The sequence below is a fragment of the Nocardia sp. NPDC059240 genome (assembly GCF_042753865.1).
In the GTDB taxonomy this organism is placed as follows: domain Bacteria; phylum Actinomycetota; class Actinomycetes; order Mycobacteriales; family Mycobacteriaceae; genus Nocardia.
Genome location: NZ_JBHZAC010000001.1, coordinates 991644 through 1015259 on the forward strand (window position 1 = coordinate 991644; position 23616 = coordinate 1015259).

The window sequence follows — 23616 nt, forward strand, 5'->3', positions numbered from 1 at the left end:
GGAAGAGGTTAATCATGGCGAAGGCGTATTTGGTAGGAAGCGGCATCGCATCACTGTCCGCGGCGACATTCCTCATCCGTGACGGCGGCTTCAAGGGCTCCGACATCGTGATATTCGAGGAACAGGGACGCAATGGCGGCAGTCTGGACGCCGCAGGTTCTCCCGAAACCGGATACACCATGCGCGGCGGGCGCATGTTCGAGATCCACTTCGAGTGCACCTACGACATGCTGCGCTCGATCCCCTCACTCGACAATCCGGCGGTATCGGTCACCGATGACACGTTCGCCTTCCACGAGGACTTCGCGTGGGACGACCACGCCCGCTTGATCGACGCGAGCGGGCAGCCGATCGACGCGCATTCGATGGGCTTCACCGAACGCGACCGGCTCGAATTGGTGCGCTGCTTCGCGACACCCGAGCAGCTGCTCGACGGCAAGCGCATCACCGACTGCTTCAGCCCCGCGTTCTTCACCACCAATTTCTGGTGGATGTGGTGCACCACCTTCGCGTTCGAGCCCTGGCACTCCGCGATCGAGTTCCGGCGCTACCTCAATCGATTCGTCCACCTGTTCAAGACGTTCGACAACATGTCGGGGATCTACCGGACCCGCTACAACCAGTACGACTCGATCGTGCGGCCGATGCTGGCGTGGCTCGGCGATCAGGGCGTCACGATCCGCCTCGACAGCAGGATCACCGACGTGCGGCTGGCCGACGGCGACGCGCTCACCGTCACCGGATTGACCTGCCTCAGCGGCGGGAAGACCGAGGACATCACGATCGGCCCGGACGATCTGGTCATGGTCACCAACGGCTCGATGACCGCGAACTCGACGCTCGCGTCCACCGATACGGTTCCCGCCCTGGACACGTCCGGCTCATCCGGATCCTGGCAGCTGTGGCGCGACCTCGCCGCGAAACGGCCCGGCCTGGGCAATCCTGCGGTCTTCGACTCTTCGATCAAGGATTCCACCTGGGAATCGTTCACCGTGACCACCAAGGACCCCACCTTCTTCGAGGAGATGGAGAAGTTCAGCGGCAGCGAAGCCGGCAAGGGCGGCCTGATCACGATGAAGGACTCCAACTGGTTGCTCACGATCGTGCTCAACCATCAGCCGCACTTCCGCGAGCAGCCGGCCGACACCTACGTCTGGTGGGGTTATGCCCTGTTCCCCGACAAGGTCGGCGACCATGTCGCCAAGCCGATGTCGGCGTGCACCGGGCGCGAGATCCTACAGGAAGCGTTGGCGCACTTGGCGATCGACAACCGCGAACGGATCGTGGACAACTCGATCGTGCTGCCCACGATCATGCCCTACATCACCAGCCAGTTCCTGGTGCGTTCCCACGGCGACCGCCCCGACGTCGTCCCCGCCGGTTCCACCAACCTGGCCTTCATCGGCCAATACGCCGAAGTCCCCGACGACGTCGTGTTCACCGTCGAATACTCCGTCCGCACAGCCCAAGTCGCGGTAGCGACCCTGCTCGGCCTCGACACCAAACCCAAACCGGTCTACAAGGGCCAGTACAACCCGAAGGTGCTCGTCGAAGCCTTGGAGACCATGCACCGCCGCGGCAGCAAGCCGAAGGCCCAAGCCGGAGCCTGACCCCGGCACCGATCATCCCTGCCGAGCGCGCCCGTCCCCGCGCGCTCGGCAAGGATCCACACCGCTCGCGTGAAGGTCGGGGTCACGCCAGGCCCGCGACCCAGTCGATCACGGTCTGTGCGTACAGCTTCGGATCGGTGGCGTGCATCGCGTGAGGCGTGTCGGGGAAGGATCGGTAGGTGATGTCCTGGCCGGCGGCGGTGACGAGTTCGCGGACTCGCGCCGCCTGTAGGTCGGACATGGCGCCCAGCAGTCTGCCGGTGGACTCGTCGACGTGGCGGATGTGGTGGGTCAGCAGGACCGGAACCTTCACGTGCGCAAGCATGTTGGCGTGGTCGCAGGCGGCGGTGGCGGTGCCGGTCGCGAAGGCCCTGCCCCACTCAGGGTCGTATTCGCGCAGGGACTGGACACGTTCGGCCGGGGGCGTGCCGTCCTCCTCGCGGGGCATCATCCGGGCCAGACCGGCCAGCAGTTCCGGCGGCAGATCGCGGGGCATGGCTCGCATCAGGCCCTCGACGTTCCCGACCGACCATTGGTCGCCCAGCCATTTGTTCCACAGCAGGAATATCGGCCCGAGGCCCTGCCGAATCGATTGGCCGACGGCCGGATTCGCTTCGGAAGCGAACAGGGGCGGGTCCTCGTAGATCGCCGCGCGGATCTGACCGGGTTCGGCGAATGCCGACAGCCAGGCCGAGAGGGTGCCGCCCGAGGACAGCCCGCTCACGATGGTCGGCCGCGCGATCACCAGGCGGATGAACCGGACCAGATCGTTGCCGAAATTGTCGAGCGTGTAGCGGCCCGGGGTCCAGGTGGACCGTCCCTGCCCGCGCAGATCGACCGCGAAGACGTGAAAGTGGTCGGCCAGCAGCGCCATCGCCTGCTCGTACCCCCACCAGGATTCACCCTGTGCCGGAATCAGCAGCAGGGCAGGAAGATTGGGCTCACCGGCCACGGCGTAGTTCATACGGATCTCGCCGAGGTCGACGGTGCGTTCCGGAAAGGCGTGCGGCACAAAGATGTCCGCGCGATCATCGGCTTCGAGGTATTTCATCATGCCACCCGATTCGATGGAACTCGATCCCACCACTGTAGCTACGACAACACCACGGTGATCAAGATCGCCGAGCGAGCCGGACTGACCAAGAGCACCTTCTTCCGCCACTCCCCTCGAGGACCGGGAGTTCGGCGAACTCGCGCACACGCGCTCTGCAAGAACTCCGGGACGTGACGGCGATCCTGCGCTGTGTTAAGAGGATTGGTGCCGGATGGCTCGCCTTCTGTGCCAACTATGGAATTCGCCCTTCGGGAGTCTGGGGCGTGCGGTGTCTGGCCAACCATCCAGTAGCAATCGTCGGGGTCCCTGGTGAAGGTGATGGTGGCGGCGAGAGCCGCTTCGAGATCGTTTACGCGGTCGGAGCGTCTGACCATCGGTTCCCGGACCTCAGTTCTGCCCAGATACTTGTTCCGACAACCGGATACGGGTGCTCCGCGGCGGAGGAGTGAACCAGGAGGAGGCGTCGGGGCGGGCGAGGAGCGTGCGCTGATCGGGGTCGGTCAGCAGGAATCGAAGAATGGCCAGCAAGGTGTTCGGCTCGCAGACCATCAGGTAGGTCGGTAGCGAGACTCGGTCCGGGGTATCCCACAGCTTGTGTTGCACGGGCTCACGTGGTGCGGTCAACTCGAGCGCGATGACGGGGTATCCGCCGGTCTGGGCTGAGCCCTTCACCTTGGTGGGCACGATCGTGGCGATCTCGTCCCAGGCGACGAACTGTTCCTTCACCCGGCGCAGAACCGGGAACCGGATCACCCGTCGTACACCGTCGGGATAGAGCTCCACGGTCGCAGCGAGATACCCGACCGAGAACAAGATGAACAATACTGCCGCCACTATTGCGGCGATCAGCGCGAACGTCGCGCCGCTGGAGTTGTTCTTGGATGCCGGCAGCAGGTCCGAGCCGACACCGGCGTGCCGGTCGAGCCACGCGGCGATTCCGTACATCGCGCCCCCGCCGAACAGGAACAGCAGCGGAAGGGTGATGCGGCTCGTTCGTAGCGACACCCCGGTTCCGTGGTCGTTTTCCGTGCAGCCGCGCGCGCCGTTGGACAGCCGATCCCCAAGTCCCGATAGGGCGAACAGGAGCATCAGGGCACCGACGAAGAAGACCAAGATGGCCACTGCACCGATCACAGTGAATCCGTTCTTCCCAAAACTCTTTGCGAGCATCACTATCCAGCCGAGTCCGGCGGCAAGGACGAACACCGCCACGATCATCAGCAGGATCGGGCCGACGGCCGAGCGCCTCTCCGGCCACTCAGGTTGCCAATCCACCGATAGAAACTGTTCGCTCCCCGCGGGCTTCGCTACTGCCATAGCTGCTGTATCCCCTTCGAGATTCCGTAAGAGGCGATTCCGCCGATGACGAGTCCCGCGACGAACCCGACCCCGGGTACCACCGCTGTCGGCCGCGTCGGTGGCCGCAGCCTCGGCCCGTTGGCCGCCTCCGCGCACTCCTGGTGATGAATTGGGCGCTTTGCCCGAGCCTCCTCGCGAAGTCCGGACTTCGGCAGGTCGACGTGATCGGCCCGGCGAGCGAGTCACTCACTTCAGGGTGCGTGCCAGGTCGATTGCCGAGGAGATGAGGGTGCGGTCGTCGGGACCGATCGTTTTGCCCGGCGTGACCGTCCCGTATTTGTCGCCGCCGTAGCGTAGCGGCGTGTAGTAGGTGGAGACGAGGACGTGGTCGTCGACGAGGGTCTCGACATTGAGACCCATGCCGTCGCGATGTCCGCGCGAGATGGTGCCGGGGAACAGTGGGGCCGGGATGAGGGTCAGCCGGGCCGAGCTGTTGTCGGTTTTGAAGTCGTTCGCCGATTCGCTGTCGGCCTTCGTGAACGTGACGGTCATCAGCAGGTGTTTGCTGTCGCTGACGAAGTCGCAGGACGTCATGGCGTCGGTGGCCCGGCCGCGCGCCAAGCTCACCGCACCGATGAGCGGCCGAATGCCCTGAATCCGATCACACAGCGGGGGGACGTCGCGGGGGGCGTCCGGAATCGATTGCGGCAGTTTTCCGATCATGTCCTGTGCCACCGCCACCAGTCCGGCTTCGTCGAGCGGCTTGCCGAGCAGATCGCCCAAACTCGAATTGGTGACCATCAACTGGACGTCGCCGTGCTTGACAGCCAGGGTGCTGGTGCCGCTGATCTCGGTCGTTCCGATGACGCCCTTGTCGGATCCCACCGAGACCTGGTGGCGCTTGCTCGGAACAAGTGCGTCGATACTGGAAAACAGCTGACCTACCACGACTCCCACCGATACCGGCGACACGCCCCGGACGCCGGCGTGACACCAGTCGCTGCGGCCGTCCACCGGGTCGACATCACGGCTCAGGCCGAAATCGCCCTTGATGACCCCGTCGGACTTCAGCTTGCCGACGTCGATCAACGTGCATGGATCGAACGCTCGTGGCACGGTCGCCTCCCCGGTGACCCGTCCCCCGCATCCACTCGTCACGGCCACCGCCGCCACCAGCACACCCAGCATTGCTCGACGCATCCGACACCCTCCCTTTTGTCCGCTCCCCGGGTCGTATCGTAGGCACACCGTAGGCCGGGTGCCCGGAAGGTCGGATTCCGTTGAGCTGAGCCATGATGTCGAAGGCTTGTCCGGGCGGTCCGCCGTTCGAGGTCGATTGCGGCTTCCACGGCAGGTGTGAGGGCGGCGTTCGCAAGTCCAGACCCTTCGCGAAGTCTGAATTGTTCAGGCGCCGGCGGACACAACCTAGGGACCGAACCGGGTGAGTCGGGTTGACTCACGAGGAACCAGTGAGCAACCTTGAGATATGCCATCATCTGATGAGGCCAGGCAGGTCGAAGAACTGACCGACCGGCTCGCGACGCGGTTCCCCGCAATCAGCGCCTGGACCATCACCACCGTGGTGCGCGAGATTCATCAGGGCTTCGATGGCCGCCCGGTGCGCGAGTTCGTTCCGCTGCTGGTGGAACGGGTCGCCGCACGAAAGCTGGTGTCGGCCATACGGTAAGGCCGGTGACCGCCGGACCGGCAGGTCGTTCAGTCGCGAACCTTGCGCTGGTGGACGCGCTCCCAGGCGTCGATGGCGGTGTTCCACTGTTCCCCGGACAGGGTGGTCAACGACATGGGGAACAGGCCGTCCTCCTCCTTCTCGATATGCGGCCACAACGTGTCGAGCGAGGCCGAGACCTGTTGCCGCCCTTCGGGAGTGGTCAGATCCGCGGTCGACAGTTCGGCGGCCATGCCGTGGTGTTCGGCCTCCAGCGCTTCGATGTAGTCGGCGCACTCCGGATCCTGGCGCATCACCGCGAACAGACCTTGCTCCTCGCCCGCCCAGTGCTCGAGGAGTTGACGCTGAATTTCCACCAGATCTGTCCGGGCGGTGGCGATGTCGCCGCGTTCGAGGGCGCGGCGGATTTCGCCGGAGAGGTTGTACACCGCCTCGTGTTCGGCGATGAACTCCTTGATCAGTGGCATGTCCCGGCACCCGCAGTAGTGGCACATGTGTGTCAGTGTTGACGGTGTTCGGCCGGATGCCCCGTCGCGACACCCAGTGGAAGGTATCGAACCGGAATGACTACCGAGATCACACTGACCGATGGCGATGTGACCGTGCGGCTTTCGCCCGGCAACGGCGGCCGGATCGCGGGGCTCGCGATCGGGGGGACCGAATTTCTCCGGCAGGGTGAGCATTACGGCTGTTTCCCCATGGCGCCCTGGTGCGGCCGGTTGCGCGAGGGCCGATTCACGGTCGACGGGGTGGGTTATCAGATGCCGTTGACCGCGCCACCGCACGCGATTCACGGGACCGCGCGCGACGGGGCGTGGGATATCGAGGAGAGTTCGCCGACGCACGCGGTGATCGGCCGGGCGCTGGTCGCGCCGTGGCCGTTCCCGGGCCGGGTCACCCAGCATTTCCGGTTGTCGCGTGACGAGTTGGCGATGCGCATGGTGGTGTCCTCGGATGCGGATCGTTTTCCCGCCCAGGCGGGTTGGCATCCGTGGTTCCTGCGGCATCCGACCCCCGGGAGCACCGCGCAGGTGCAATTCCATCCCGCCTGGCAGGAGGTGCGCGGCCCGGACTATCTGCCGACCGGTGAGCGCATCGCCCCGACGCCGGGGCCGTGGGACGACTGCTTCGGCATGCCGGACGGCGTCGATGCGGCGATCGAGTGGCCGGGCCTGCTGCGGTTGCGAGTCCGCAGTCCCGAGCGCTGGGTCGTGGTCTACGACATGGACCCGGAAGCGGTCTGTGTGGAGGCGCAGTCGGGGCCGCCCGACGGGCTCAATACCCTGCCGACCCTCGTGACGCCGGGCGAACCGCTGCGGATCGAGGCGGTCTGGAGCTGGGAACGGTTGCTCTGAGATCACAAGATCGGCGAGGCAGCACATTGACAGCTACCTTCCGTGTTGTACTCGGACCCTGTGCTCATTCAGCAGACGTTGCTGGTGAAAGGGGTTGCGGAGGATGGGCGGAACAAACGGGGCCGGGCCCGGCGAAACGGGAGCACTACTCCTTCGCTCGGCACGCTATTTCCGTCCCGGCAAACCTTCAGCCGACCTGCACAGCGAGGAGCTCGTCGGCGGTCGCTCGGGCGACGTCTTCTATCGCGACCGCTGGAGTCACGACAAGATCGTGCACTCCACGCACGGGGTGAACTGCACCGGATCCTGCCGGTGGAAGGTGTACGTCAAGGACGGCATCATCACCTGGGAGACGCAGGCCACCGACTATCCGTCGGTCGGACCCGATCGCCCCGAATACGAGCCGCGCGGATGCCCGCGCGGCGCTTCTTTTTCCTGGTACACCTACTCCCCGACGCGCGTGCGCTACCCGTACGTGCGCGGTGTGCTGCTGGAGATGTACCGCGAGGCCCGGCAGCGGCTCGGTGATCCGGTGCTGGCGTGGGCCGATATCCAGGCCGATCCGGAGCGGCGGCAGCGTTATCAGCGGGCGCGCGGCAAGGGCGGGCTGGTGCGCTCGACCTGGGACGAGGCGATCGAGATCGCCGCCGCCGCACACGTGCACGCGATCAAGAACTATGGGCCCGACCGGATCGCGGGGTTCTCGCCGATTCCGGCCATGTCGATGGTGTCGCATGCGGCCGGTGCGCGTTTCATGGGTTTGATCGGTGCGCCGATGCTGTCGTTCTACGACTGGTACGCCGATCTGCCGGTCGCGTCCCCGCAGGTGTTCGGTGATCAGACCGATGTGCCGGAGTCCGGCGACTGGTGGGACGCCGCGTATCTGATCATGTGGGGTTCGAACGTCCCGGTGACCCGCACCCCGGACGCGCACTGGATGACCGAATCCCGTTATCGCGGGCAGAAAGTCGTGGTCGTCGCCCCCGACTACGCCGACAATGCCAAATTCGCCGACGAGTGGCTGCATCCGCATCCGGGCACCGATGCCGCGCTGGCCATGGCCATGGGTCACGTGGTCCTCAAGGAATGCTTCGTGGACCGGCAGGTGCCGTTCTTCACCGACTACGTCAAGCAGTTCACCGATCTGCCGTTCCTGGTGACGCTGGTGGAGCGCGACGGCGCGTACGTGCCGGACAAGTTCGTGCGCTCGGCCGATATCGGCGATACGGGCGAGGGCGCGGCCTGGAAGACCGTGTTGCTCGACGCGAAGACCGGTGCGGCCGTGGTGCCCAATGGCTCGCTCGGGTTCCGCTGGACCGAATCCGGCGCCGGCAGTTGGAATCTGGACCTCGGTGAGATCGAGCCCGCGCTGTCGCTGCACGGGCAGGGCACCGGCGTCGAGGTGGTGCTGCCGCGCTTCGACACCGAGGGCGGCGAGCACGGCCAGGGTCGCGGCGAGACGGTGCGGCGCGGGGTTCCCGCCCGGCGGCTCGGCGACACCGGACCGTTGGTCACCACGGTCTTCGATCTCCTGCTCGCCCAATACGGTGTCGCCCGAGACGGTTTGCCCGGCCAGTGGCCGGATTCGTACGCCGACACCGAAACCCCTGGCACCCCGGCGTGGGCCGAGCAGATCACCTCGGTGCCCGCGGCGCGCACCGTGAAGATCGCTCGCGAATTCGCCTCGGTCGCAGAGGAATCCAAGGGCCGCTGCATGATCCTCATGGGTGCGGGCACCAACCACTGGTTCCACTCCGAGACGATCTACCGCTCCTTCCTGTCGCTACTGCTGCTCACCGGCTGCCAGGGCCGCAACGGCGGCGGCTGGGCGCACTACGTCGGGCAGGAGAAGTGCCGTCCGGTGACCGGGTGGGCGACGCTGGCCTCGGCCAACGACTGGTCGCGGCCGCCACGCCAGATGATCGGCACCGCCTGGTTCTTCCTCAATACCGACCAGTGGCGCTACGACCAGTTCTCCGCCGATGTGCTGGCCTCGCCGCTGGGCACGGGCCGCTTCGAGGGCATGACCGGGGCCGATGTGCTGGCCCAGTCGGCACGCCTGGGCTGGATGCCGTCCTACCCGACCTTCGACCGCAATCCCCTCGACCTCGTCGACGAGGCGAAGGCCGCGGGCAAGGAACCCGCCGCCTATGTGGTGGATGAATTGCGCAGTGGCCGTCTGCGTTTCGCCAACGAGGATCCCGACACCCCGCAGAACTGGCCGCGCGTGCTCACCCTGTGGCGGTCGAACCTGTTCGGTTCCTCGGCCAAGGGCGCGGAGTACTTCAGCAGGCATCTGCTGGGCACCCATTCGTCACTGCGCGCGAAAGAGGCCGAGGCGCAGGTGCGTCCGCGTGACGTGGTGTGGCACGACGACGCCCCGGAGGGCAAGCTCGACCTGCTGCTGACCCTGGATTTCCGCATGACCTCCTCGACCATGCTCTCGGATGTCGTTCTCCCGGCAGCGACCTGGTACGAGAAGCACGATCTGTCCTCCACCGACATGCACCCGTACGTGCATTCCTTCGCCCCGGCGGTGGACCCGCCGTGGCAGGCACGCACCGATCACGAGGCGTTCTACGATCTGGCCTCGCGCTTCAGCGAATTGGCGGCGGGGCATCTCGATACCCGCCACGACATCGTGGCGACCCCGCTACAACACGACACCGCCGCCGAGACCGCGCAACCGGGCGGAATCGTGCTGGATTGGCGTGCGGGCGAATGCGATCCGATTCCGGGCCAGACCATGCCGGGCCTGGCGGTGGTGGAACGCGACTACACCGCCGTAGCCACGAAATTCGCATCGCTGGGCCCGCTGGCCGACAAGCTCGGGCTGCCCTGCAAGGGCATCATGCTGCACCCCGACGAGGAGATCGACTACCTGCGCGGCATCAACGGCGTGGTGGCCGAGGGCATCGCGGCGGGCCGCCCGGCCCTGGATACCGCGATCAAGGCCGCCAACACCATCCTGGCGCTGTCGGGAACCACCAACGGGCGCTTGGCGGTTCAGGGCTTCGAGACCCTGGAGCGGCGCACCGGGCAGCACATGGCGCACCTGGCGTCGGAGAAGGAAGGGGTGCGGATCACCTACGCCGACACCCAGGCCGCGCCGCAGCCGGTCATCACCTCCCCGGAGTGGTCGGGCAGCGAGTCCGGCGGCCGCCGGTACGCGCCGTTCACCCTCAATACCGAACACCTCAAGCCCTGGCACACCCTCACCGGCCGACAGCATTTCTTCGTCGACCACGACTGGATCCACGAACTCGGCGAGGCCATGCCGGTGTACCGCCCACCGCTGGATATGAAGCGGCTCTTCGGCGAACCGGCGCTCGGACCCGATGGGCAAAAAGAGGTGACGGTCCGCTACCTGACCCCGCACAACAAGTGGTCGATCCACTCCGAATACCAGGACAACCTGTTCATGCTGTCGCTTTCCCGTGGCGGACAGGCGATCTGGATGTCGGTGGAGGACGCCGAATCCATCGGCGTCGCCGACAACGACTGGATCGAGGCGGTCAACCGCAACGGCGTGGTGGTAGCGCGCGCCATCGTCTCACCGCGCATGCCACGCGGGACGGTGTACATGAACCACGCGCAGGAACGCACCGTGAACGTGCCCAAGTCCGAGACCGACGGCCGCCGTGGCGGCATCCACAATTCGCTGACCCGGGTCCTGCTCAAGCCCACCCATCTGATCGGCGGCTACGCCCAATTGTCCTGGGCTTTCAACTATTTGGGTCCGACGGGCACGCAGCGTGACGAAGTCACGGTGATCCGCCGCCGCGCCCAGGAGGTGACGTACTGATGCGCGTGATGGCACAGATCGCGATGGTCATGAATCTCGACAAATGCATTGGCTGCCATACGTGTTCGGTCACCTGCAAGCAGACCTGGACCAACCGCCAAGGCATGGAATACGTCTGGTTCAACAATGTCGAGACCCGGCCCGGCCTCGGCTATCCGCGCCAGTACGAGGACCAGGACAAGTGGAAGGGCGGCTGGGAGCTGACCCGCCGCGGCAAGCTGCGCCTCAAGCAGGGGTCGCGGGCGTTCAAGCTGGCCAGCATCTTCTCCAACCCGGTCATGCCGACGCTGCGCGACTATTACGAGCCGTGGACCTACGACTATCGCAACCTGACCGACGCTCCCCTGGGTGACGATTACCCGGTCGCGCCGCCCCGCTCACTCATCACCGATAAGCCCATGCAGGTGGAATGGTCCTCGAACTGGGACGATAACCTCGGTGGCGCAGCCGAATTCGGGCCCGAGGACCCGAACGTGGTCAAGATGCGCGAGGAGGTGGGCGAGCAGATCCGCTTCAGCTACGAGCAGGCGTTCATGTTCTACCTTCCGCGTATTTGCGAGCACTGTCTCAACCCGGCGTGTGTGGCCGCCTGCCCGTCGGGTGCGATCTACAAGCGCGCCGAGGACGGCATCGTGCTGGTGGATCAGGATCAGTGCCGCGGCTGGCGGCAGTGTGTGACCGGGTGCCCGTACAAGAAGATCTATTTCAACCATCAGACCGGCAAGGCCGAGAAGTGCACAATGTGCTATCCCCGCGTGGAGGTCGGGCTGCCGACCGTGTGCTCGGAAACCTGTGTGGGACGCCTGCGCTACCTCGGCGTCATGCTCTACGACGCCGACAAGGTCACCAAGGCTGCTCAGACCAAGGACGAAAAGCAGCTCTACCAAGCGCAATTGGAGGTCTTCCTCGACCCGGACGACCCCGACGTGGTCCGGGCCGCCGAACGTGACGGCATTCCCCACGACTGGATCGAGGCCGCCAAACGTTCACCGGTGCATGCGCTGATCAGCAAGTACCAGGTGGCGTTGCCGCTGCATCCGGAATACCGCACCATGCCGATGGTCTGGTACATCCCGCCCCTCTCCCCCGTCGTCGACGCGGTGGCCGACGCCGGATTCGACGGCGAGTCCGCGGGCAACCTCTTCGGTGCGATCGACGCCCTGCGCATCCCGGTGGAATACCTGGCCGAACTGTTCACCGCAGGTGACCCCGAACCGGTGCGGGCGAGCCTGGAGAAGCTGGCGGCCATGCGTTCCCATATGGCCGACATCAACCTCGAGCGGGTGGTCGGCGAGGAGACCGCGGAAGCAGTGGGCATGACCGCCAAGGAACTCGAGGCCATGTTCCATCTGCTGGCCATCGCGAAATACGAAGACCGGTATGTGATTCCGACCGCGGCCATGGCGGATGCGCAGCGGCTCGAGGAGTCGGCGCTGCCCAGCGAATGCAGCCTCGACTACGAGGGCGGGCCCGGCATGGGCGCGGACGGTCCGCTCGGCGGCGGTTCCGGGCGCAAGTCGCTGCCGCTGGTCACCATCGAAAGCTTCCACGCCATGCGCAAACAGCAGACCGCCGACGAGGTCGAGGAGCCCACCCGATGAGTCCGATCAGCGACGAGATCGCGGTCGTCTATCGCATCGCGGCGGCCTGCCTGGCGTATCCGGGCGACGAATTCAACGATTCCCTGCAAGCTTTCGACACCGTGACCGCCGCCCTGCGGCATCCGGCAGGGGCACCGCTGCGCGAATTCCTCACCGCCATCACGCGACTGTCCGAAGCCGCCCACACCACCGCCTACGTGGACACCTTCGATTTCACCAATCGGCACAGCCTGTACCTGACCTGGTGGACCGACGGCGACACCCGCAACCGCGGTATGGGATTGGTGCGGTTCAAGGAGCACTATCGCGCACACGGTTTCGACTTCGACGATTCCGAACTGCCCGACTTCCTGCCCGCCGTCCTGGAGTTCAGCGCGCTCTCACGCACCGACACGCTGCTGAGCGAGCATCGGCCGGCATTGGAACTGCTCCGCATCGCGCTGGCGGAGAAGGGCAACGACTACGCGCTGGTGCTCGCGGCGGTGTGCGCCACCCTGCCCGGGGCCTCGCCCAAGGATCGCGCGCAGGCCAAGGCCATGGCGCGCAGCGGCCCGCCCCGCGAAACCGTGGGCCTCGAACCCTACGGCCACCTGGGAATGCTTCCCCTGCTGACTGGAGAACGTCGATGAGCATCTTTCTGTGGGGCGCACTGCCATACGTCGTGATCGGCCTGCTCGCCACCGGGCTGGCGTGGCGTTACCGCTACGACAAGTTCGGCTGGACCACCCGCTCCTCGGAACTGCACGAGTCGAGGCTGCTCAATATCGCGTCGCCGATGTTCCACTACGGCATCCTGTTCGTGTTCCTCGGCCACATCATGGGCTTGTTCATCCCGCAGTCCTGGACCGACGCGGTCGGCCTGAACGAGCATGCCTACCACCTGATGTCGCTGTTCGCGGGCACCGCGGCGGGCATTCTGGCGATCGTCGGCATCGCCATGCTGATCTACCGCCGTCGCACCAATGCCGGTGTCTTCCACGCCACCACGGCCAATGACAAGGTCATGTACGTGGTGCTGGTCGGTGCGATCTTCATGGGTTTGTGGGCCAAGCTCGCGCACGCGAACATCCACGAGGGCTACAACTATCGCGAGACCATCGCGCCGTGGGCGCGCAGCATCTTCCTGTTGAGCCCTCGCGTCTCGCTGATGGAGTCGGTCCCGGTGCTGTTCCAGGTGCACGCCGTCATCGGCATGGCGCTGCTGGCGCTCATCCCGTTCACGCGCCTGGTCCACATGTTCAGCGCCCCGGTGCAATACCTGTTCCGCCCCTACATCGTCTACCGCAGCCGCGACCCCAAGCAGCTCTCGGAGCGGCCCGCCCGGCGCGGCTGGGAGCGCATCGACGCCGGGCGCTGACCGGCCTGCTCAGGCCGGGTGGGACCAGGTCCAGTTCGCGACTTCGGGGATGTCCTCGCCGTGCTCACGAGTCCAGGTGCGGGCGGTCCAGCGGGCGTCGACCATGTCCTGCCGCAGGGCCGCGGCTTGCTGGCGCAGGCCGGGGACGCGGTCGATGACATCCATGACCAGGTGGTAGCGGTCGATGTCATTGAGCATCACCATGTCGAAAGGCGTTGTGGTGGTGCCCTTCTCCTTGTAGCCGCGCACGTGCAGACCGGCGTGATTGGTGCGCCGGTAGGCGAGGCGGTGGATGAGCCACGGGTAGCCGTGGAAGGCGAAGATGATGGGTCGGTCGGTGGTGAACATGGTGTCGAAGACCCGGTCGGACAGGCCGTGCGGGTGCTCGCCCTCCGGCTGCAGGCGCATCAGGTCGACCACGTTGATGACGCGAATGCGCAACTGCGGCAGCCGCTCCCGCAGGATCGAGGCGGCCGCGAGGGTCTCCAGGGTGGGCACGTCACCGGCACAGGCGAGCACCACATCGGGGGTGGTGCCGGGATCGTCGTTGTGCCCGGCCCATTCCCAGATCCCGGCACCGCGCGCGCAGTGCACCGCCGCTTCTTCGACCGAGAGCCAATCCTCCTGAGGCTGTTTGCCGGCCACCACGACATTCACGTACTGGCGCGAGCGCAGGCAGTGGTCATAGGTAGACAGCAGCGTATTGGCGTCCGGCGGCAGGTAGACGCGCACGATCTCGGGCGACTTGTTCAACACCACATCCAGGAATCCAGGGTCCTGATGGGTGAAGCCGTTGTGGTCCTGCCGCCAAACATGCGACGACAGTAGATAATTCAGGCTCGGGATGGGCAACCGCCACGGCACCGCCGAACTGGCGTCCAGCCATTTGGCGTGCTGATTGAACATGGCGTCGACAATGTGGATGAACGCCTCGTAGCAGGTGAAGACGCCGTGGCGGCCGGTCAGCAGATAGCCCTCCAGCAGGCCCTGGCACATGTGCTCCGAGAGCACCTCGATCACCCGGCCGGTGCGATCCAATTTCACGTCGTACTCACCGATTTCGGCCTGCCAGTCGCGGCCGGTGACGGAGAGGATGTCCTGCAGCCGGTTGCTGGCCAGCTCGTCGGGGGCGAAGGTGAGGAAGTTCTCGGGATTGGCGGCGGTGACATCGCGCAGCCAGGCACCCAGCACCCGGGTCGCCTCGTGTTTGGAAGCACCGGGGCTCGCGACATCGACTCCGTAGGAACGCCAGTCCGGTAGTCGCAGATCGCGCACCAGCGTCCCGCCATTGCTGACCGGATTGGCACTCATCCGCCGACCGCCGACCGGAACCAACTTCAACAATTCCGGTACCGGCTGTCCCGCCGCGTCGAACAGCTCGCCCGGCCGATACGACGCCAGCCACTGTTCCAGCACCGCACGATGTTCCGCGTTCGTGCGCGCCCCGGGCAACGGCACCTGGTGGGCGCGGAAGGTGCCTTCGACCGGTTCACCGTCGACCACCGGTGGGCAGGTCCAGCCCTTGGGGGTACGCAGCACGATCATCGGCCAAACCGGGTGCGCGCCATCGGTGCCCTCGCGGGCGGCACGCTGGATTCCGGCGATCCGGTCGAGACAGCCGTCGAGTGCGGCCGCCATCGCCTGATGCACGGCCGCCGGATCGCTGCCGGACACGATGACCGGGTCATAGCCGTAACCGCGGAACAGCGACACCAACTCCGACTCCGGAATGCGCGCCATAATGGTCGGATTCGCGATCTTGTACTCGTTGAGCGCGAGGATCGGCAGCACCGCGCCGTCGCGCAGCGGGCTGAGGAACTTGTTGGCATGCCAGCTCCCGGCCAGCGGGCCGGTCTCGGCCTCACCGTCGCCGACCACACAGAAGACGGTCAGCTCCGGATTGTCCAGGGCCGCACCGAAAGCGTGCAGCAGCGAGTAACCGAGCTCGCCGCCCTCGTGGAACGAACCGGGCGTCTCCGGCGCGCAGTGGCTCGGGACGCCACCCGGATAGGAGAACTGCGCGAACAACGCTGCCATCCCCTCGGCGTCGCGCGGAATGTGACTGTAGAGCTCGGAGTAGGTGCCCTCCAGCCACGCGCACGCATTCGGTCCCGGACCGCCGTGGCCCGGACCCGCGACGAACACCGCATCCAGATCCCGTGCCAGGATCGCCCGATTGGCGTGCGCCCACACCAGATTCAGGCCCGGCACGGTGCCGAAATGGCCGAGCAGGCGCGGTTTGATCTGTTCGGGGGCCAGCGGAGTGCGCAGCAAGGGATTCGATCGCAGATAGATCTGCCCGACCGCCAGATAGTTCGCCGCCCGCCACCAGGCGTCGATGGTGCTCAATTCGTCCCGATCGAGCGGGCCGGTGCTCTCGTCCAGCCGATACGGGCGCGGCGGCAGCGTCTCCCCGCCGCGGCCGCCGACATTGTCGGCAGAGGTGTCTTCCGCACTGGTCAACCGGGTCATCGGCCGCTTCTCCTCACGTTTCGGGACAGCGCTTCGCGGGACCTTCGACAGTGGAGCCGACGCCCACGCTACCCGTGCCGCCGAACCGCTTCGAGACCGAGCGGTACGGGTTTAGGCTGGCAAATACTTCGTAACCACAAACCAGCGGACCCGGACGGAGCGTTATGGGATACCGACGGGGTTTAGGGGTGGTGTGCGCGGCCGTGGTGTTGACGGTCGCGATGGGGTGCGGGTCATCGACCTCCGACAAATCGAACTCCGATAAAGCGCAGGAGCCCGCCTATGCCGCGACACTGCGGCCCATCATCGAAAAACTGATGAAAGACAATGTGATTCCGGGCGCGGTGGTCGTGGTCCGATCACCCAAGGACGGGAACTGGACCGCCACGTTCGGGACCGGGACGATCGGCAAGAACGTCCCGATGACCGTGGACGACCACTTCCGGTTCGGCAGCAATACCAAGACCATGACCGTCACGGTGCTGATGCAACTGGCGCAGGAGGGCAAGCTCGCCCTCGACGATCCGATCGCCAAGTATTGGCCGGGCGTGACCAACGGTGACCACATCACCCTGGCCCAGCTCGCCGAAATGCGCAGCGGCCTCTTCAGCTACACCTTCGACGAACCGTTCAACGCTTCCCTCGACAACGACCCGCAGCGGGTCTGGACCCCGCAGCAACTGCTGGACATCGCGTTCTCGCACCCGGTCAACTTCGCGCCCGGCGCACAGTTCGAATACTCCAACACCAATACGATCCTGCTCGGGCTCGTCATCGAGAAGGTCACCGGCAAGCCGGTCGCCGACAGTTTCAAACAGCGCATCTTCGACCCGCTCGGGTTGAAACAGACCTCCTTCCCGGCGGCGACGGACAACTCGATTCCGGATCCACACCCGCAGGGCTACGCCTTCGGCACCAATATCTCCACTCTGAAGACCTTCGCGCTGCCGCCCGATCAGCAGGCCGCGGCCCTCGCCGGCACCTTGCTGCCGAGTGACCAGACCACGTCCAGCCCGTCGTGGACCTGGACCGCCGGCGGGATCATCTCGACGGTCGACGATATGACCACCTACGTGCAGGCCCTGGTCGACGGCAAACTCCTCGACCCGCAAATGCAGAAGACCCGCATCGACAGCATTCAACCGATCGACCCGGCCAATCCGGCCATGGCCGGATACGGACTCGGCATCGTCCGTTTCGGCGCACACCTGCTCGGCCACGACGGCCAGATGCCGGGCTTCATGACCTTCATGGGCACCGACCCCGACACCGGCCTCACCATCGTGGTGGCCACCAACCTGGCCACGGTCCCCAGCGGCGAAGGCTCGGCCCTGGTCCTGGTCAAGGGCATGCTCCCAACCTTCTACGGCGCGAACGCCGTACCCGGCGAGGACCCGGCACAACGAGCCACCACCGCCCCGACCCCAACCGGTTAGCCGTCGACGGTCGCGGCGAGCAGCCGACGTCCCAGGGCCCGGACGGATTCGGCCAGCGCTTCGGGATATTCGACGACGAACGCGCGGTCGAGGCCCACGAGCATGGCCGGAACCCAGTCGAGCCGCTCGGCTCGGAGCCGAACCCGTACCCAGGATCCGGCCCCGGTTTCCCCTGCGCCGGAATCGATCTCGTCCACGGTGACGATCGCCGCGGGCAGTTGCGCCCGGACGGTGGCGGCGTCGCCGCGCACCCGCACGGAGATCTCATGCTGGTAGGGCGCGGCGGCCAGGGCGGCCAGTAACTCGGTACCGGGTTCGAATCCCGCAGGCGGAGTGAAGGTACCGGGCGCGATCTCCGCCGTCTCGATCCGGTCCATGCGGAACGAGCGGGATTCCCCACTGGCCGAATCGGTTCCGGTCACGTACCACCGATCGTTGTGCGCGACCATCCCGTACGGGCGCACGGTTCGTTCGGTCCGGTTCCCCTTGCGGTCGGTGTAGGTGATGGTGACCGGACGGCGCTCGCGGGTGGCTTCGGCGAACGCCAGCAGCACTTCGGTCTTCGGCTGGGCGGCAGGCTGGGCCGCTCCGGTGTACTCGACGTCGTGCAACAGCGTGTCGAGCCGGGCGGCAACGACTTTGGGCAACACCCGCCCGAGTTTGGCGGCCGCGCTGTCGGCGGCATGGGCCGAACCCACGCCCCAGCCGGCTCGCCGGGCGGCGACCAGGCCCAGCAGGACGGCGAGCGCTTCGTCGTCGGTCAGCATCAACGGCGGCATCCGATAGCCCGGCGCGAGCCGGTAGCCGCCATACCGGCCGCGCACCGACCGCACCGGAATGTCCAGGTCGGCGAGGTGTTCCACGTACCTGCGAACAGTGCGCTCATCGACACCGAGTCGCTGCGACAACCGGCCGACCGAATGGGTGCCGCCGGTCTGCAGGATCTCCAGCAAGGCGAGCACGCGCGCGGTAGGCCGGGTCATACCGGAAATTTTCCCATCGATACCGGGCGGATCCTGTCCGGTATCGCCTCTACCGTCGCAGCCATGAATCTCGTATCGATCCGCCTCATCACCGCCGACATCGACCGCCTGGTCGAGTTCTACGAACGGGTGACCGGCGTGGCCGCGGTCCGCTTCACCCCGGACTTCGCCGAAATCAACACGGCGGCGGGAACATTGGCCATCGGCAGCACCCGAACCGTGCCACTCTTCGCCGAGGGCAGCGCCCGCCCCGCCGACAACCACACCGCCATCATCGAATTCCGGGTCGACGACGTCGACGCCGAATATGCCCGGCTCACCGACATCGTCGACGTCTTCGTCAATGAGCCGACCACCATGCCGTGGGGCAACCGGTCGCTGCTGTTCCGCGACCCCGACGACAACCTGATCAACTTCTTCACTCGGGTGTAGCGACGTTCAGCAGGCGATACATGGTGGTCCGATCGCTCGGCGAGAGCGCGCCGAGCGTGTCCGCCAGAATCTCGTCCATGGCCCGGCCGCCCGCCCGGTACCCCTCCGCACCCTGCGCGGTCAGCCGATGGCGGATCGCGCGACCGGGCCCGGCCACCCGCTCGAGCAGGCCGCGCTCGATCATGCGTGAGGCCAAAGTGCCCATGGATTGGTCGGTTTGAAAGGTCAACTGCGCCAGCTCGTGCAGCGAGGCGTCGGGATGGTCGTGCAGGTTGCGCAGGACGTCCCACTGCGCCAGGGACAACCCGGTCTCGGCGAGACGGCGGTTGGCTTCACGGTGGTGGTGCCACTGCAGGCGCTTGACGGCCTGGCCGAGTTGCTGAAGGGAAGGTTCCACCGCGTCAGCATAACGCCAAGAATCATCTTCCTTATATAAGGACACTGATATAAGGTTGCTTACATGACTTTCGCTCACATCGACGACCGCGGCACCGGCCACCCGATCCTGTTGCTGCACGGCGGCGCCGGCCCAGCCTCGGTCGGCGGCCTCGCCGACGCGCTGGCCGACCGCTTCCGCGTGCTGACCCCGACCCACCCCGGCTTCGAAGGCACGCCACGACCCGAAAACGTCACCGGCATAGCCGATTTGGCCCAGCTATACGCCGAACTGCTGGACGACCTCGACCTGACCGGAGTGACCGTGGTCGGCAATTCCATCGGCGGCTGGATCGCGGCCGAGATCGCGCTGCTGCACAGTCCGCGAGTCACGAGCGTCGTGATCGCCAATGCCACGGGCCTGGATCTCCCCCAGACCCCGATCGCCGACTTCTTCTCCCTCACCCTGGATCAGGTCGCCGACCTGAGCTACTGCCGCCCCGACGACTTCCGCATCGATCTCAGCAGCATTCCCCCGCAACGCCTTCCGATCATCGCCGGCAACCGCGCCGCCCTGCAGCTCTACGGCGGCACCACCATGGCGGACCCGTCACTGCTCGACCGGCTGCCCGCCGTCACGGTACCGACACTGGTGGTCTGGGGCGCCTGCGACCGCATGGTCCCCGTCGAGCACGGCCGCGCCTACGCCGCGGCGATCCCGGGCGCCCGCTTCGAACTCATCGAAAAGGCCGGGCATCTCCCACAATTGGAGACACCCGACCTCTTCGCCCAACTCGTCGCGGACCGCGCCGCCTGAGAAACGGTCAGACGCCGAGCGCCTCGATGACCAGCCGCGCGGCCGCGGCGCCGGAGTACTGCTGCTGTCCGGTGATCAGATTTCCGTCGCGGACCGCGTGCGCGGTGAATCGCCCGCCCACAATGAAGTTCGTGCCCTCCAGTTTCCGGGCCTCGTCCTCGATGCGGAACGGCTGGATCTGCTGCCCGACGTACGCGTCGGCGTAATCCTCTTCGGAGTTGGCGAATCCGGTCCAGGTGCGCCCCGCCACGGCGAGCCCGCCGTCGGGCAGTTCGGCGTCGAGCAGCACACAGGTGGCGTGACAGACGACCGCGACGAGTTTGTTCGCCGCGATCCGGGCGGCCACCAACTCCTTGATCCGCTGATCGTTACGGAAGGTGTACATCGGCGCTTGACCGCCGACCAGGAAGACCACGTCGTAGGAGTCGGTATCGACATCCGCCAGCCGCAACGAATTCTGCACCAGCGCAGCATGTTCGGGAGAGTTGAGGAAGCCGAGACTGATGAGATCCTCGGCGCTGTAGCCGGTGTCATCGCGCGGATCGCTCCAGCTGTCGGCCTTCAACTCGCCGCCTTCGGGACTGGCGATGTCGATCCGATAGCCGCGTTCCTGGAATTCCCAATAGGGATGGGTCAATTCGGCCCACCAGAAGCCGATGGGCCAGCCGGTTTGCGCGGAAACCGCGGGGTTGGATGCCACGATCAGTACCCGTTTGGGCCGATCGGGGTTCAGGACGTGCACTGTCGCACTCATCGAGGGGCGTCTCTCTACGTGGGGCCGTGGACAGCCGGAATCAGGATGATTACAGCGTTACACGATTACGTAAGAGCCGTGGTTCATCGGTGGGCGACTTCGCCGAGGGCAGAACCGGATTCGACGACTACGACAGGAAGTGGACGACCTCCCAGAGGTGACCGTCGGGGTCCCGGAAGTAGCCCGAGTAGATGCCCCAGGGGCGCTCGTGTGGCGGGCCCGGGATGGTCGCACCGGCTCGCGCCGCGACATCGAGGAGGTGATCCACCTCCTCGCGACTGTCGACCGTGCAGCCCAGACTCATCGCGGAGCCGCCGAGCTGCTCCGGCCCGAGATCGGCATCCTTCGCGAGTTCGGTGCGCGGATAGAGAGAAAGGATCAGACCGTCGTCGAAGGTGAACATGGCGACCGCACCCGCCGGACTCGCGTCCCCGCCGGGGAATTCGGTGCCGATGATCCCCGGCGAGGACAGCCCGAGATCCCGATAGAAACGCAGCGCACGCTCGAGGTCATGCACCGCGAGCGTCACCACATTGATGCGAGCCTTCATCCACATTCTCCCTCGTTCGGCGGCACGGACTCCCGCTCATTCCACCGTCGCGACGACGAGAAGTCTTGAACGAATCGGACAATGCCCGGCCGGGCGCGTGTCGGACTCGCTCAACCGCGCGATGCGGCCGCGTACGGAATGGGTTGGCCCGCGCCGTCGGACGGCGACCAGGGCAGTACCTTGCCGCCGCGGACGAGTTCGCCGTAGTGAGCGGGGTCGACCGGGCCGAGGACGAGATCGAGCAGAGCGAGCGCGGCGCGGGCGGGGGTCGGGGCGTCGGCAACGTTCCACCACAGGGCCGACGTGGGGGTGTTGATCATGCCGGGGCAGACGGCCGCCAACAGGATGCCGCGTGCGAGGTCGGTCTCGCGGCGTTGCGCGGCGAGCGTCCGCACCGCGGCCACCTGGGCGATCTTGGAGGGGATATTGACGAATCCGGGCCACGCGCCGGAGCGGGCGCTGCCGTCGGCGACCGCGTCACGCCAGGCCGCCACCTGACGGTCGACCTCGTCGAGGGATTCCAGGGCGTCGAATCGGTGGTGCAGCACCGGGGCCAGTTGATGCAGGGTGCCCAGCGAACTCGCGACGACGAGCAGGCGGGCGTCGTCGCGCAGGAGCGGGGCGAAGGCGCGCAGCAGGCGGGTGGTACCGAAGTTGTTGACCTGCACGTAGTCTCGGACGATCCGCCGTGGGTCGTCGTCCGGGCCGACCCGCATGACGGCATTGCCGATCACCACGTCCACCCCGCCGTGCCGTGATTTCAGCTGCGCGGCAAGGCGTTCGGCGGCCGCCGGCTCGGCGACATCGAGGAGTTCGCCGCGTACCCGCGCGCCACCGGCAGGCATGGCGTCGACCGCCTCCTGCACGCGGTCCAGATTGCGGCCGGTCAGATAGACGGTGTCGGCAGGGCCCAGCCGCTGGGCCAGTCCCTCGACAAGGGCCAGGCCGAGTCCCTGGGTGGCTCCGGTGACGAGTGCGACCTTGCTCATTTCGTTCATACCCTCACGCTAGGAGCCGGACGGACATGAGGGCAGCGAGAGTTGCTCAAGTCTGGTATGCGTAAATGTCATGACCTTCAGTGATGCGTCGCTGACCGCGCTGCGCGTGTTCCGGGAAGTGGCCGAACGCGGCACGCTCACCGCGGCGGCCACCGCGCTCGGCTACACCCAGTCGGCGGTGTCACGGCAGATCGCGACCCTGGAGCGGGCCGCCGGAACCCCGCTGCTGCAGCGCCGCCACGACGGGGTGGAGCTCACGCCCGCCGGGCGGGTGGTGGCCCGGCGGGCCGCCGCGGTAGTCGACCAGATCGATGCCACCGCAAGAGAATTGGCGGGACTGCCCGACGAGCAGGCCACGGTGCGGCTGGGCTGGTTCGCCAGTGCCGGTGCGGCCGTGGTGCCGTCGGGCCTGGCGCGGCTGCGGCGCACCCATCCCGGCATCACCGTGGTCGGCCGGGAAGGAAGTACGCCCGCATTGGTCCGGGCACTGCGCGCGGGCACCCTGGACCTCGCGCTGGTCGCCTCCGCCCCGCCCTACCGGCCACTGGACGCGGAAACGCCCGCGCTGCAGGTGCAGATCCTCACCGACCGTAGCCTGCGGGTCGCGGTCCCGGCCGATCATCCGCTCGCCCGCGGCGAGCACATCGATGTCGCCGATCTGCGCGGGCAGGCCTGGATCGCGGGTACGGGCGACGATCTCTCGATGGGCGTCTGGCCCGGCCTCGACGAGCGGCCCGTGATCGCGCACACCGTCCGCGACTGGCTGGCCAAACTGCATCTGGTCGCCGCGGGCTGCGGCCTCACCACCATCCCCGCGAGCCTCGCCCCGGCCTGCCCGCCCGGCGTCCGCGCCCTGCCGGTACGCGGCGGACCCACCGAACAGCGCCGTCTCCTGCTCGCCCGCCTACCCGGCCCCGTCCCGGAACCGGTTGCGCGCGTGGCGGAATCCCTGCGCACGATAGCGATCGAATCCGCACGCGGCCACGCGGATCGAGCCCGCGACCGGTGAGCACCGCCCCGGACATGGTCCT

The 23616-nt window shown here is 66.6% G+C and carries 21 protein-coding genes and 1 pseudogene; 12 read left to right on the top strand and 10 right to left on the bottom strand.

From position 1 onward, the window contains the following. Positions 1 to 14: 14 nt before the first annotated feature. Positions 15 to 1610: an oleate hydratase gene (locus ACFXHA_RS04695; RefSeq protein ID WP_379352918.1), complete on the top strand. Its 1596-nt coding sequence runs from the start codon at positions 15 to 17 to the stop codon at positions 1608 to 1610. 82 nt (positions 1611 to 1692) lie between these two features. Here the strand turns inward: ACFXHA_RS04695 and ACFXHA_RS04700 are convergent, their stop codons facing one another. Then, positions 1693 to 2664, bottom strand: coding sequence for an alpha/beta fold hydrolase (locus ACFXHA_RS04700; RefSeq protein ID WP_379352920.1), 972 nt, complete (start codon positions 2662 to 2664; stop codon positions 1693 to 1695). 39 nt (positions 2665 to 2703) lie between these two features. On the opposite strand from ACFXHA_RS04700, the pseudogene ACFXHA_RS04705 reads away from it, so the two are divergent. After that, positions 2704 to 2778: pseudogene (locus ACFXHA_RS04705) on the top strand (TetR family transcriptional regulator); the annotation flags it as partial. Positions 2779 to 3051: 273 nt separating this feature from the next. Here the strand turns inward: ACFXHA_RS04705 and ACFXHA_RS04710 are convergent. Beyond that, the gene (locus tag ACFXHA_RS04710) at positions 3052 to 3882 is read right to left on the bottom strand and encodes a hypothetical protein (protein WP_379352922.1); all 831 of its coding nucleotides are present in this window, start codon (positions 3880 to 3882) and stop codon (positions 3052 to 3054) included. Between the two features lie 327 nt (positions 3883 to 4209). After that, positions 4210 to 5163: a hypothetical protein gene (locus ACFXHA_RS04715; RefSeq protein ID WP_379352924.1), complete on the bottom strand. Its 954-nt coding sequence runs from the start codon at positions 5161 to 5163 to the stop codon at positions 4210 to 4212. Positions 5164 to 5449: 286 nt separating this feature from the next. Here ACFXHA_RS04715 and ACFXHA_RS04720 point away from each other — a divergent pair, with 286 nt between their 5' ends. Beyond that, positions 5450 to 5650, top strand: coding sequence for a three-helix bundle dimerization domain-containing protein (locus ACFXHA_RS04720; RefSeq protein ID WP_379352926.1), 201 nt, complete (start codon positions 5450 to 5452; stop codon positions 5648 to 5650). A 29-nt stretch (positions 5651 to 5679) separates the two neighbouring features. Here ACFXHA_RS04720 and ACFXHA_RS04725 read toward each other — a convergent pair whose 3' ends face one another. Next, on the bottom strand, positions 5680 to 6117 hold the full coding sequence (locus ACFXHA_RS04725; protein WP_379352928.1) for a hemerythrin domain-containing protein: 438 nt from the start codon (positions 6115 to 6117) through the stop codon (positions 5680 to 5682). A gap of 96 nt (positions 6118 to 6213) precedes the next feature. Here ACFXHA_RS04725 and ACFXHA_RS04730 point away from each other — a divergent pair, with 96 nt between their 5' ends. From ACFXHA_RS04730 to narI, 5 genes are all read left to right on the top strand, one after another. After that, the gene (locus tag ACFXHA_RS04730) at positions 6214 to 7005 is read left to right on the top strand and encodes an aldose 1-epimerase (protein WP_379352929.1); all 792 of its coding nucleotides are present in this window, start codon (positions 6214 to 6216) and stop codon (positions 7003 to 7005) included. A 103-nt stretch (positions 7006 to 7108) separates the two neighbouring features. Further along, positions 7109 to 10810, top strand: a complete 3702-nt coding sequence (locus ACFXHA_RS04735; protein WP_379352931.1) for a nitrate reductase subunit alpha — start codon at positions 7109 to 7111, stop codon at positions 10808 to 10810. Beyond that, a complete protein-coding gene (narH, locus tag ACFXHA_RS04740; RefSeq protein WP_379352933.1) occupies positions 10810 to 12411 on the top strand; it encodes a nitrate reductase subunit beta in 1602 nt (533 codons plus the stop codon). The genes ACFXHA_RS04735 and narH overlap by 1 nt, the downstream gene beginning before the upstream one ends. After that, positions 12408 to 13040, top strand: coding sequence for a nitrate reductase molybdenum cofactor assembly chaperone (narJ, locus tag ACFXHA_RS04745; RefSeq protein WP_379352935.1), 633 nt, complete (start codon positions 12408 to 12410; stop codon positions 13038 to 13040). Before narH ends, narJ begins: the two co-directional genes overlap by 4 nt. Then, positions 13037 to 13768 (top strand): respiratory nitrate reductase subunit gamma, encoded by a 732-nt coding sequence (gene narI / locus ACFXHA_RS04750; protein WP_379352937.1) that lies wholly within the window; start codon positions 13037 to 13039, stop codon positions 13766 to 13768. Before narJ ends, narI begins: the two co-directional genes overlap by 4 nt. 9 nt (positions 13769 to 13777) lie before the next feature. On the opposite strand, the gene ACFXHA_RS04755 is transcribed toward narI, so the two are convergent. Further along, a complete protein-coding gene (locus ACFXHA_RS04755) occupies positions 13778 to 16240 on the bottom strand; it encodes a phosphoketolase (RefSeq protein WP_379352939.1) in 2463 nt (820 codons plus the stop codon). 221 nt (positions 16241 to 16461) lie between these two features. Between ACFXHA_RS04755 and ACFXHA_RS04760 the strand changes: the two genes are divergently transcribed. Continuing rightward, a complete protein-coding gene (locus tag ACFXHA_RS04760) occupies positions 16462 to 17676 on the top strand; it encodes a serine hydrolase domain-containing protein (protein WP_379353458.1) in 1215 nt (404 codons plus the stop codon). Here the strand turns inward: ACFXHA_RS04760 and ACFXHA_RS04765 are convergent. Beyond that, positions 17673 to 18659 (bottom strand): helix-turn-helix transcriptional regulator, encoded by a 987-nt coding sequence (locus tag ACFXHA_RS04765; RefSeq protein ID WP_379352941.1) that lies wholly within the window; start codon positions 18657 to 18659, stop codon positions 17673 to 17675. The genes ACFXHA_RS04760 and ACFXHA_RS04765 overlap by 4 nt on opposite strands. A 63-nt stretch (positions 18660 to 18722) precedes the next feature. Here ACFXHA_RS04765 and ACFXHA_RS04770 point away from each other — a divergent pair, with 63 nt between their 5' ends. Continuing rightward, the gene (locus tag ACFXHA_RS04770) at positions 18723 to 19091 is read left to right on the top strand and encodes a VOC family protein (protein WP_379352943.1); all 369 of its coding nucleotides are present in this window, start codon (positions 18723 to 18725) and stop codon (positions 19089 to 19091) included. Here ACFXHA_RS04770 and ACFXHA_RS04775 read toward each other — a convergent pair. Beyond that, positions 19078 to 19488 (bottom strand): MarR family winged helix-turn-helix transcriptional regulator, encoded by a 411-nt coding sequence (locus ACFXHA_RS04775; protein ID WP_379352945.1) that lies wholly within the window; start codon positions 19486 to 19488, stop codon positions 19078 to 19080. The genes ACFXHA_RS04770 and ACFXHA_RS04775 overlap by 14 nt on opposite strands. A 63-nt stretch (positions 19489 to 19551) precedes the next feature. Here ACFXHA_RS04775 and ACFXHA_RS04780 point away from each other — a divergent pair, with 63 nt between their 5' ends. Beyond that, positions 19552 to 20283, top strand: a complete 732-nt coding sequence (locus ACFXHA_RS04780; RefSeq protein WP_379352947.1) for an alpha/beta fold hydrolase — start codon at positions 19552 to 19554, stop codon at positions 20281 to 20283. A gap of 7 nt (positions 20284 to 20290) precedes the next feature. Here the strand turns inward: ACFXHA_RS04780 and ACFXHA_RS04785 are convergent, their stop codons facing one another. The 3 genes from ACFXHA_RS04785 to ACFXHA_RS04795 form a co-directional block, all read right to left on the bottom strand. Continuing rightward, complete coding sequence (locus ACFXHA_RS04785) at positions 20291 to 21037, bottom strand: type 1 glutamine amidotransferase domain-containing protein (RefSeq protein WP_379352949.1); 747 nt, start codon at positions 21035 to 21037, stop codon at positions 20291 to 20293. Between the two features lie 127 nt (positions 21038 to 21164). Further along, a complete protein-coding gene (locus ACFXHA_RS04790) occupies positions 21165 to 21587 on the bottom strand; it encodes a VOC family protein (protein ID WP_379352951.1) in 423 nt (140 codons plus the stop codon). 110 nt (positions 21588 to 21697) lie between these two features. Continuing rightward, the gene (locus ACFXHA_RS04795) at positions 21698 to 22585 is read right to left on the bottom strand and encodes an SDR family NAD(P)-dependent oxidoreductase (protein WP_379352953.1); all 888 of its coding nucleotides are present in this window, start codon (positions 22583 to 22585) and stop codon (positions 21698 to 21700) included. Between the two features lie 70 nt (positions 22586 to 22655). Between ACFXHA_RS04795 and ACFXHA_RS04800 the strand changes: the two genes are divergently transcribed. Continuing rightward, positions 22656 to 23594 (top strand): LysR family transcriptional regulator, encoded by a 939-nt coding sequence (locus ACFXHA_RS04800; RefSeq protein WP_379352955.1) that lies wholly within the window; start codon positions 22656 to 22658, stop codon positions 23592 to 23594. Positions 23595 to 23616: the final 22 nt, after the last annotated feature.

Excerpts from the sequence above, each read along its gene's own strand:
- ACFXHA_RS04725 (WP_379352928.1), bottom strand. The coding sequence starts at position 6,117 with ATGCCACTGATCAAGGAGTTCATCGCCGAACACGAGGCGGTGTACAAC.
- ACFXHA_RS04715 (WP_379352924.1), bottom strand. The coding sequence starts at position 5,163 with ATGCGTCGAGCAATGCTGGGTGTGCTGGTGGCGGCGGTGGCCGTGACG.
- ACFXHA_RS04730 (WP_379352929.1), top strand. The coding sequence starts at position 6,214 with ATGACTACCGAGATCACACTGACCGATGGCGATGTGACCGTGCGGCTT.
- narI (WP_379352937.1), top strand. The coding sequence starts at position 13,037 with ATGAGCATCTTTCTGTGGGGCGCACTGCCATACGTCGTGATCGGCCTG.
- ACFXHA_RS04770 (WP_379352943.1), top strand. The coding sequence starts at position 18,723 with ATGAATCTCGTATCGATCCGCCTCATCACCGCCGACATCGACCGCCTG.
- ACFXHA_RS04735 (WP_379352931.1), top strand. The coding sequence starts at position 7,109 with ATGGGCGGAACAAACGGGGCCGGGCCCGGCGAAACGGGAGCACTACTC.
- ACFXHA_RS04785 (WP_379352949.1), bottom strand. The coding sequence starts at position 21,037 with ATGAGTGCGACAGTGCACGTCCTGAACCCCGATCGGCCCAAACGGGTA.
- ACFXHA_RS04700 (WP_379352920.1), bottom strand. The coding sequence starts at position 2,664 with ATGATGAAATACCTCGAAGCCGATGATCGCGCGGACATCTTTGTGCCG.
- narH (WP_379352933.1), top strand. The coding sequence starts at position 10,810 with ATGCGCGTGATGGCACAGATCGCGATGGTCATGAATCTCGACAAATGC.
- ACFXHA_RS04800 (WP_379352955.1), top strand. The coding sequence starts at position 22,656 with ATGACCTTCAGTGATGCGTCGCTGACCGCGCTGCGCGTGTTCCGGGAA.
- ACFXHA_RS04760 (WP_379353458.1), top strand. The coding sequence starts at position 16,462 with ATGGGGTGCGGGTCATCGACCTCCGACAAATCGAACTCCGATAAAGCG.
- narJ (WP_379352935.1), top strand. The coding sequence starts at position 12,408 with ATGAGTCCGATCAGCGACGAGATCGCGGTCGTCTATCGCATCGCGGCG.
- ACFXHA_RS04720 (WP_379352926.1), top strand. The coding sequence starts at position 5,450 with ATGCCATCATCTGATGAGGCCAGGCAGGTCGAAGAACTGACCGACCGG.
- ACFXHA_RS04765 (WP_379352941.1), bottom strand. The coding sequence starts at position 18,659 with ATGACCCGGCCTACCGCGCGCGTGCTCGCCTTGCTGGAGATCCTGCAG.
- ACFXHA_RS04755 (WP_379352939.1), bottom strand. The coding sequence starts at position 16,240 with ATGACCCGGTTGACCAGTGCGGAAGACACCTCTGCCGACAATGTCGGC.
- ACFXHA_RS04790 (WP_379352951.1), bottom strand. The coding sequence starts at position 21,587 with ATGAAGGCTCGCATCAATGTGGTGACGCTCGCGGTGCATGACCTCGAG.
- ACFXHA_RS04780 (WP_379352947.1), top strand. The coding sequence starts at position 19,552 with ATGACTTTCGCTCACATCGACGACCGCGGCACCGGCCACCCGATCCTG.
- ACFXHA_RS04695 (WP_379352918.1), top strand. The coding sequence starts at position 15 with ATGGCGAAGGCGTATTTGGTAGGAAGCGGCATCGCATCACTGTCCGCG.
- ACFXHA_RS04795 (WP_379352953.1), bottom strand. The coding sequence starts at position 22,585 with ATGAACGAAATGAGCAAGGTCGCACTCGTCACCGGAGCCACCCAGGGA.
- ACFXHA_RS04710 (WP_379352922.1), bottom strand. The coding sequence starts at position 3,882 with ATGATCGTGGCGGTGTTCGTCCTTGCCGCCGGACTCGGCTGGATAGTG.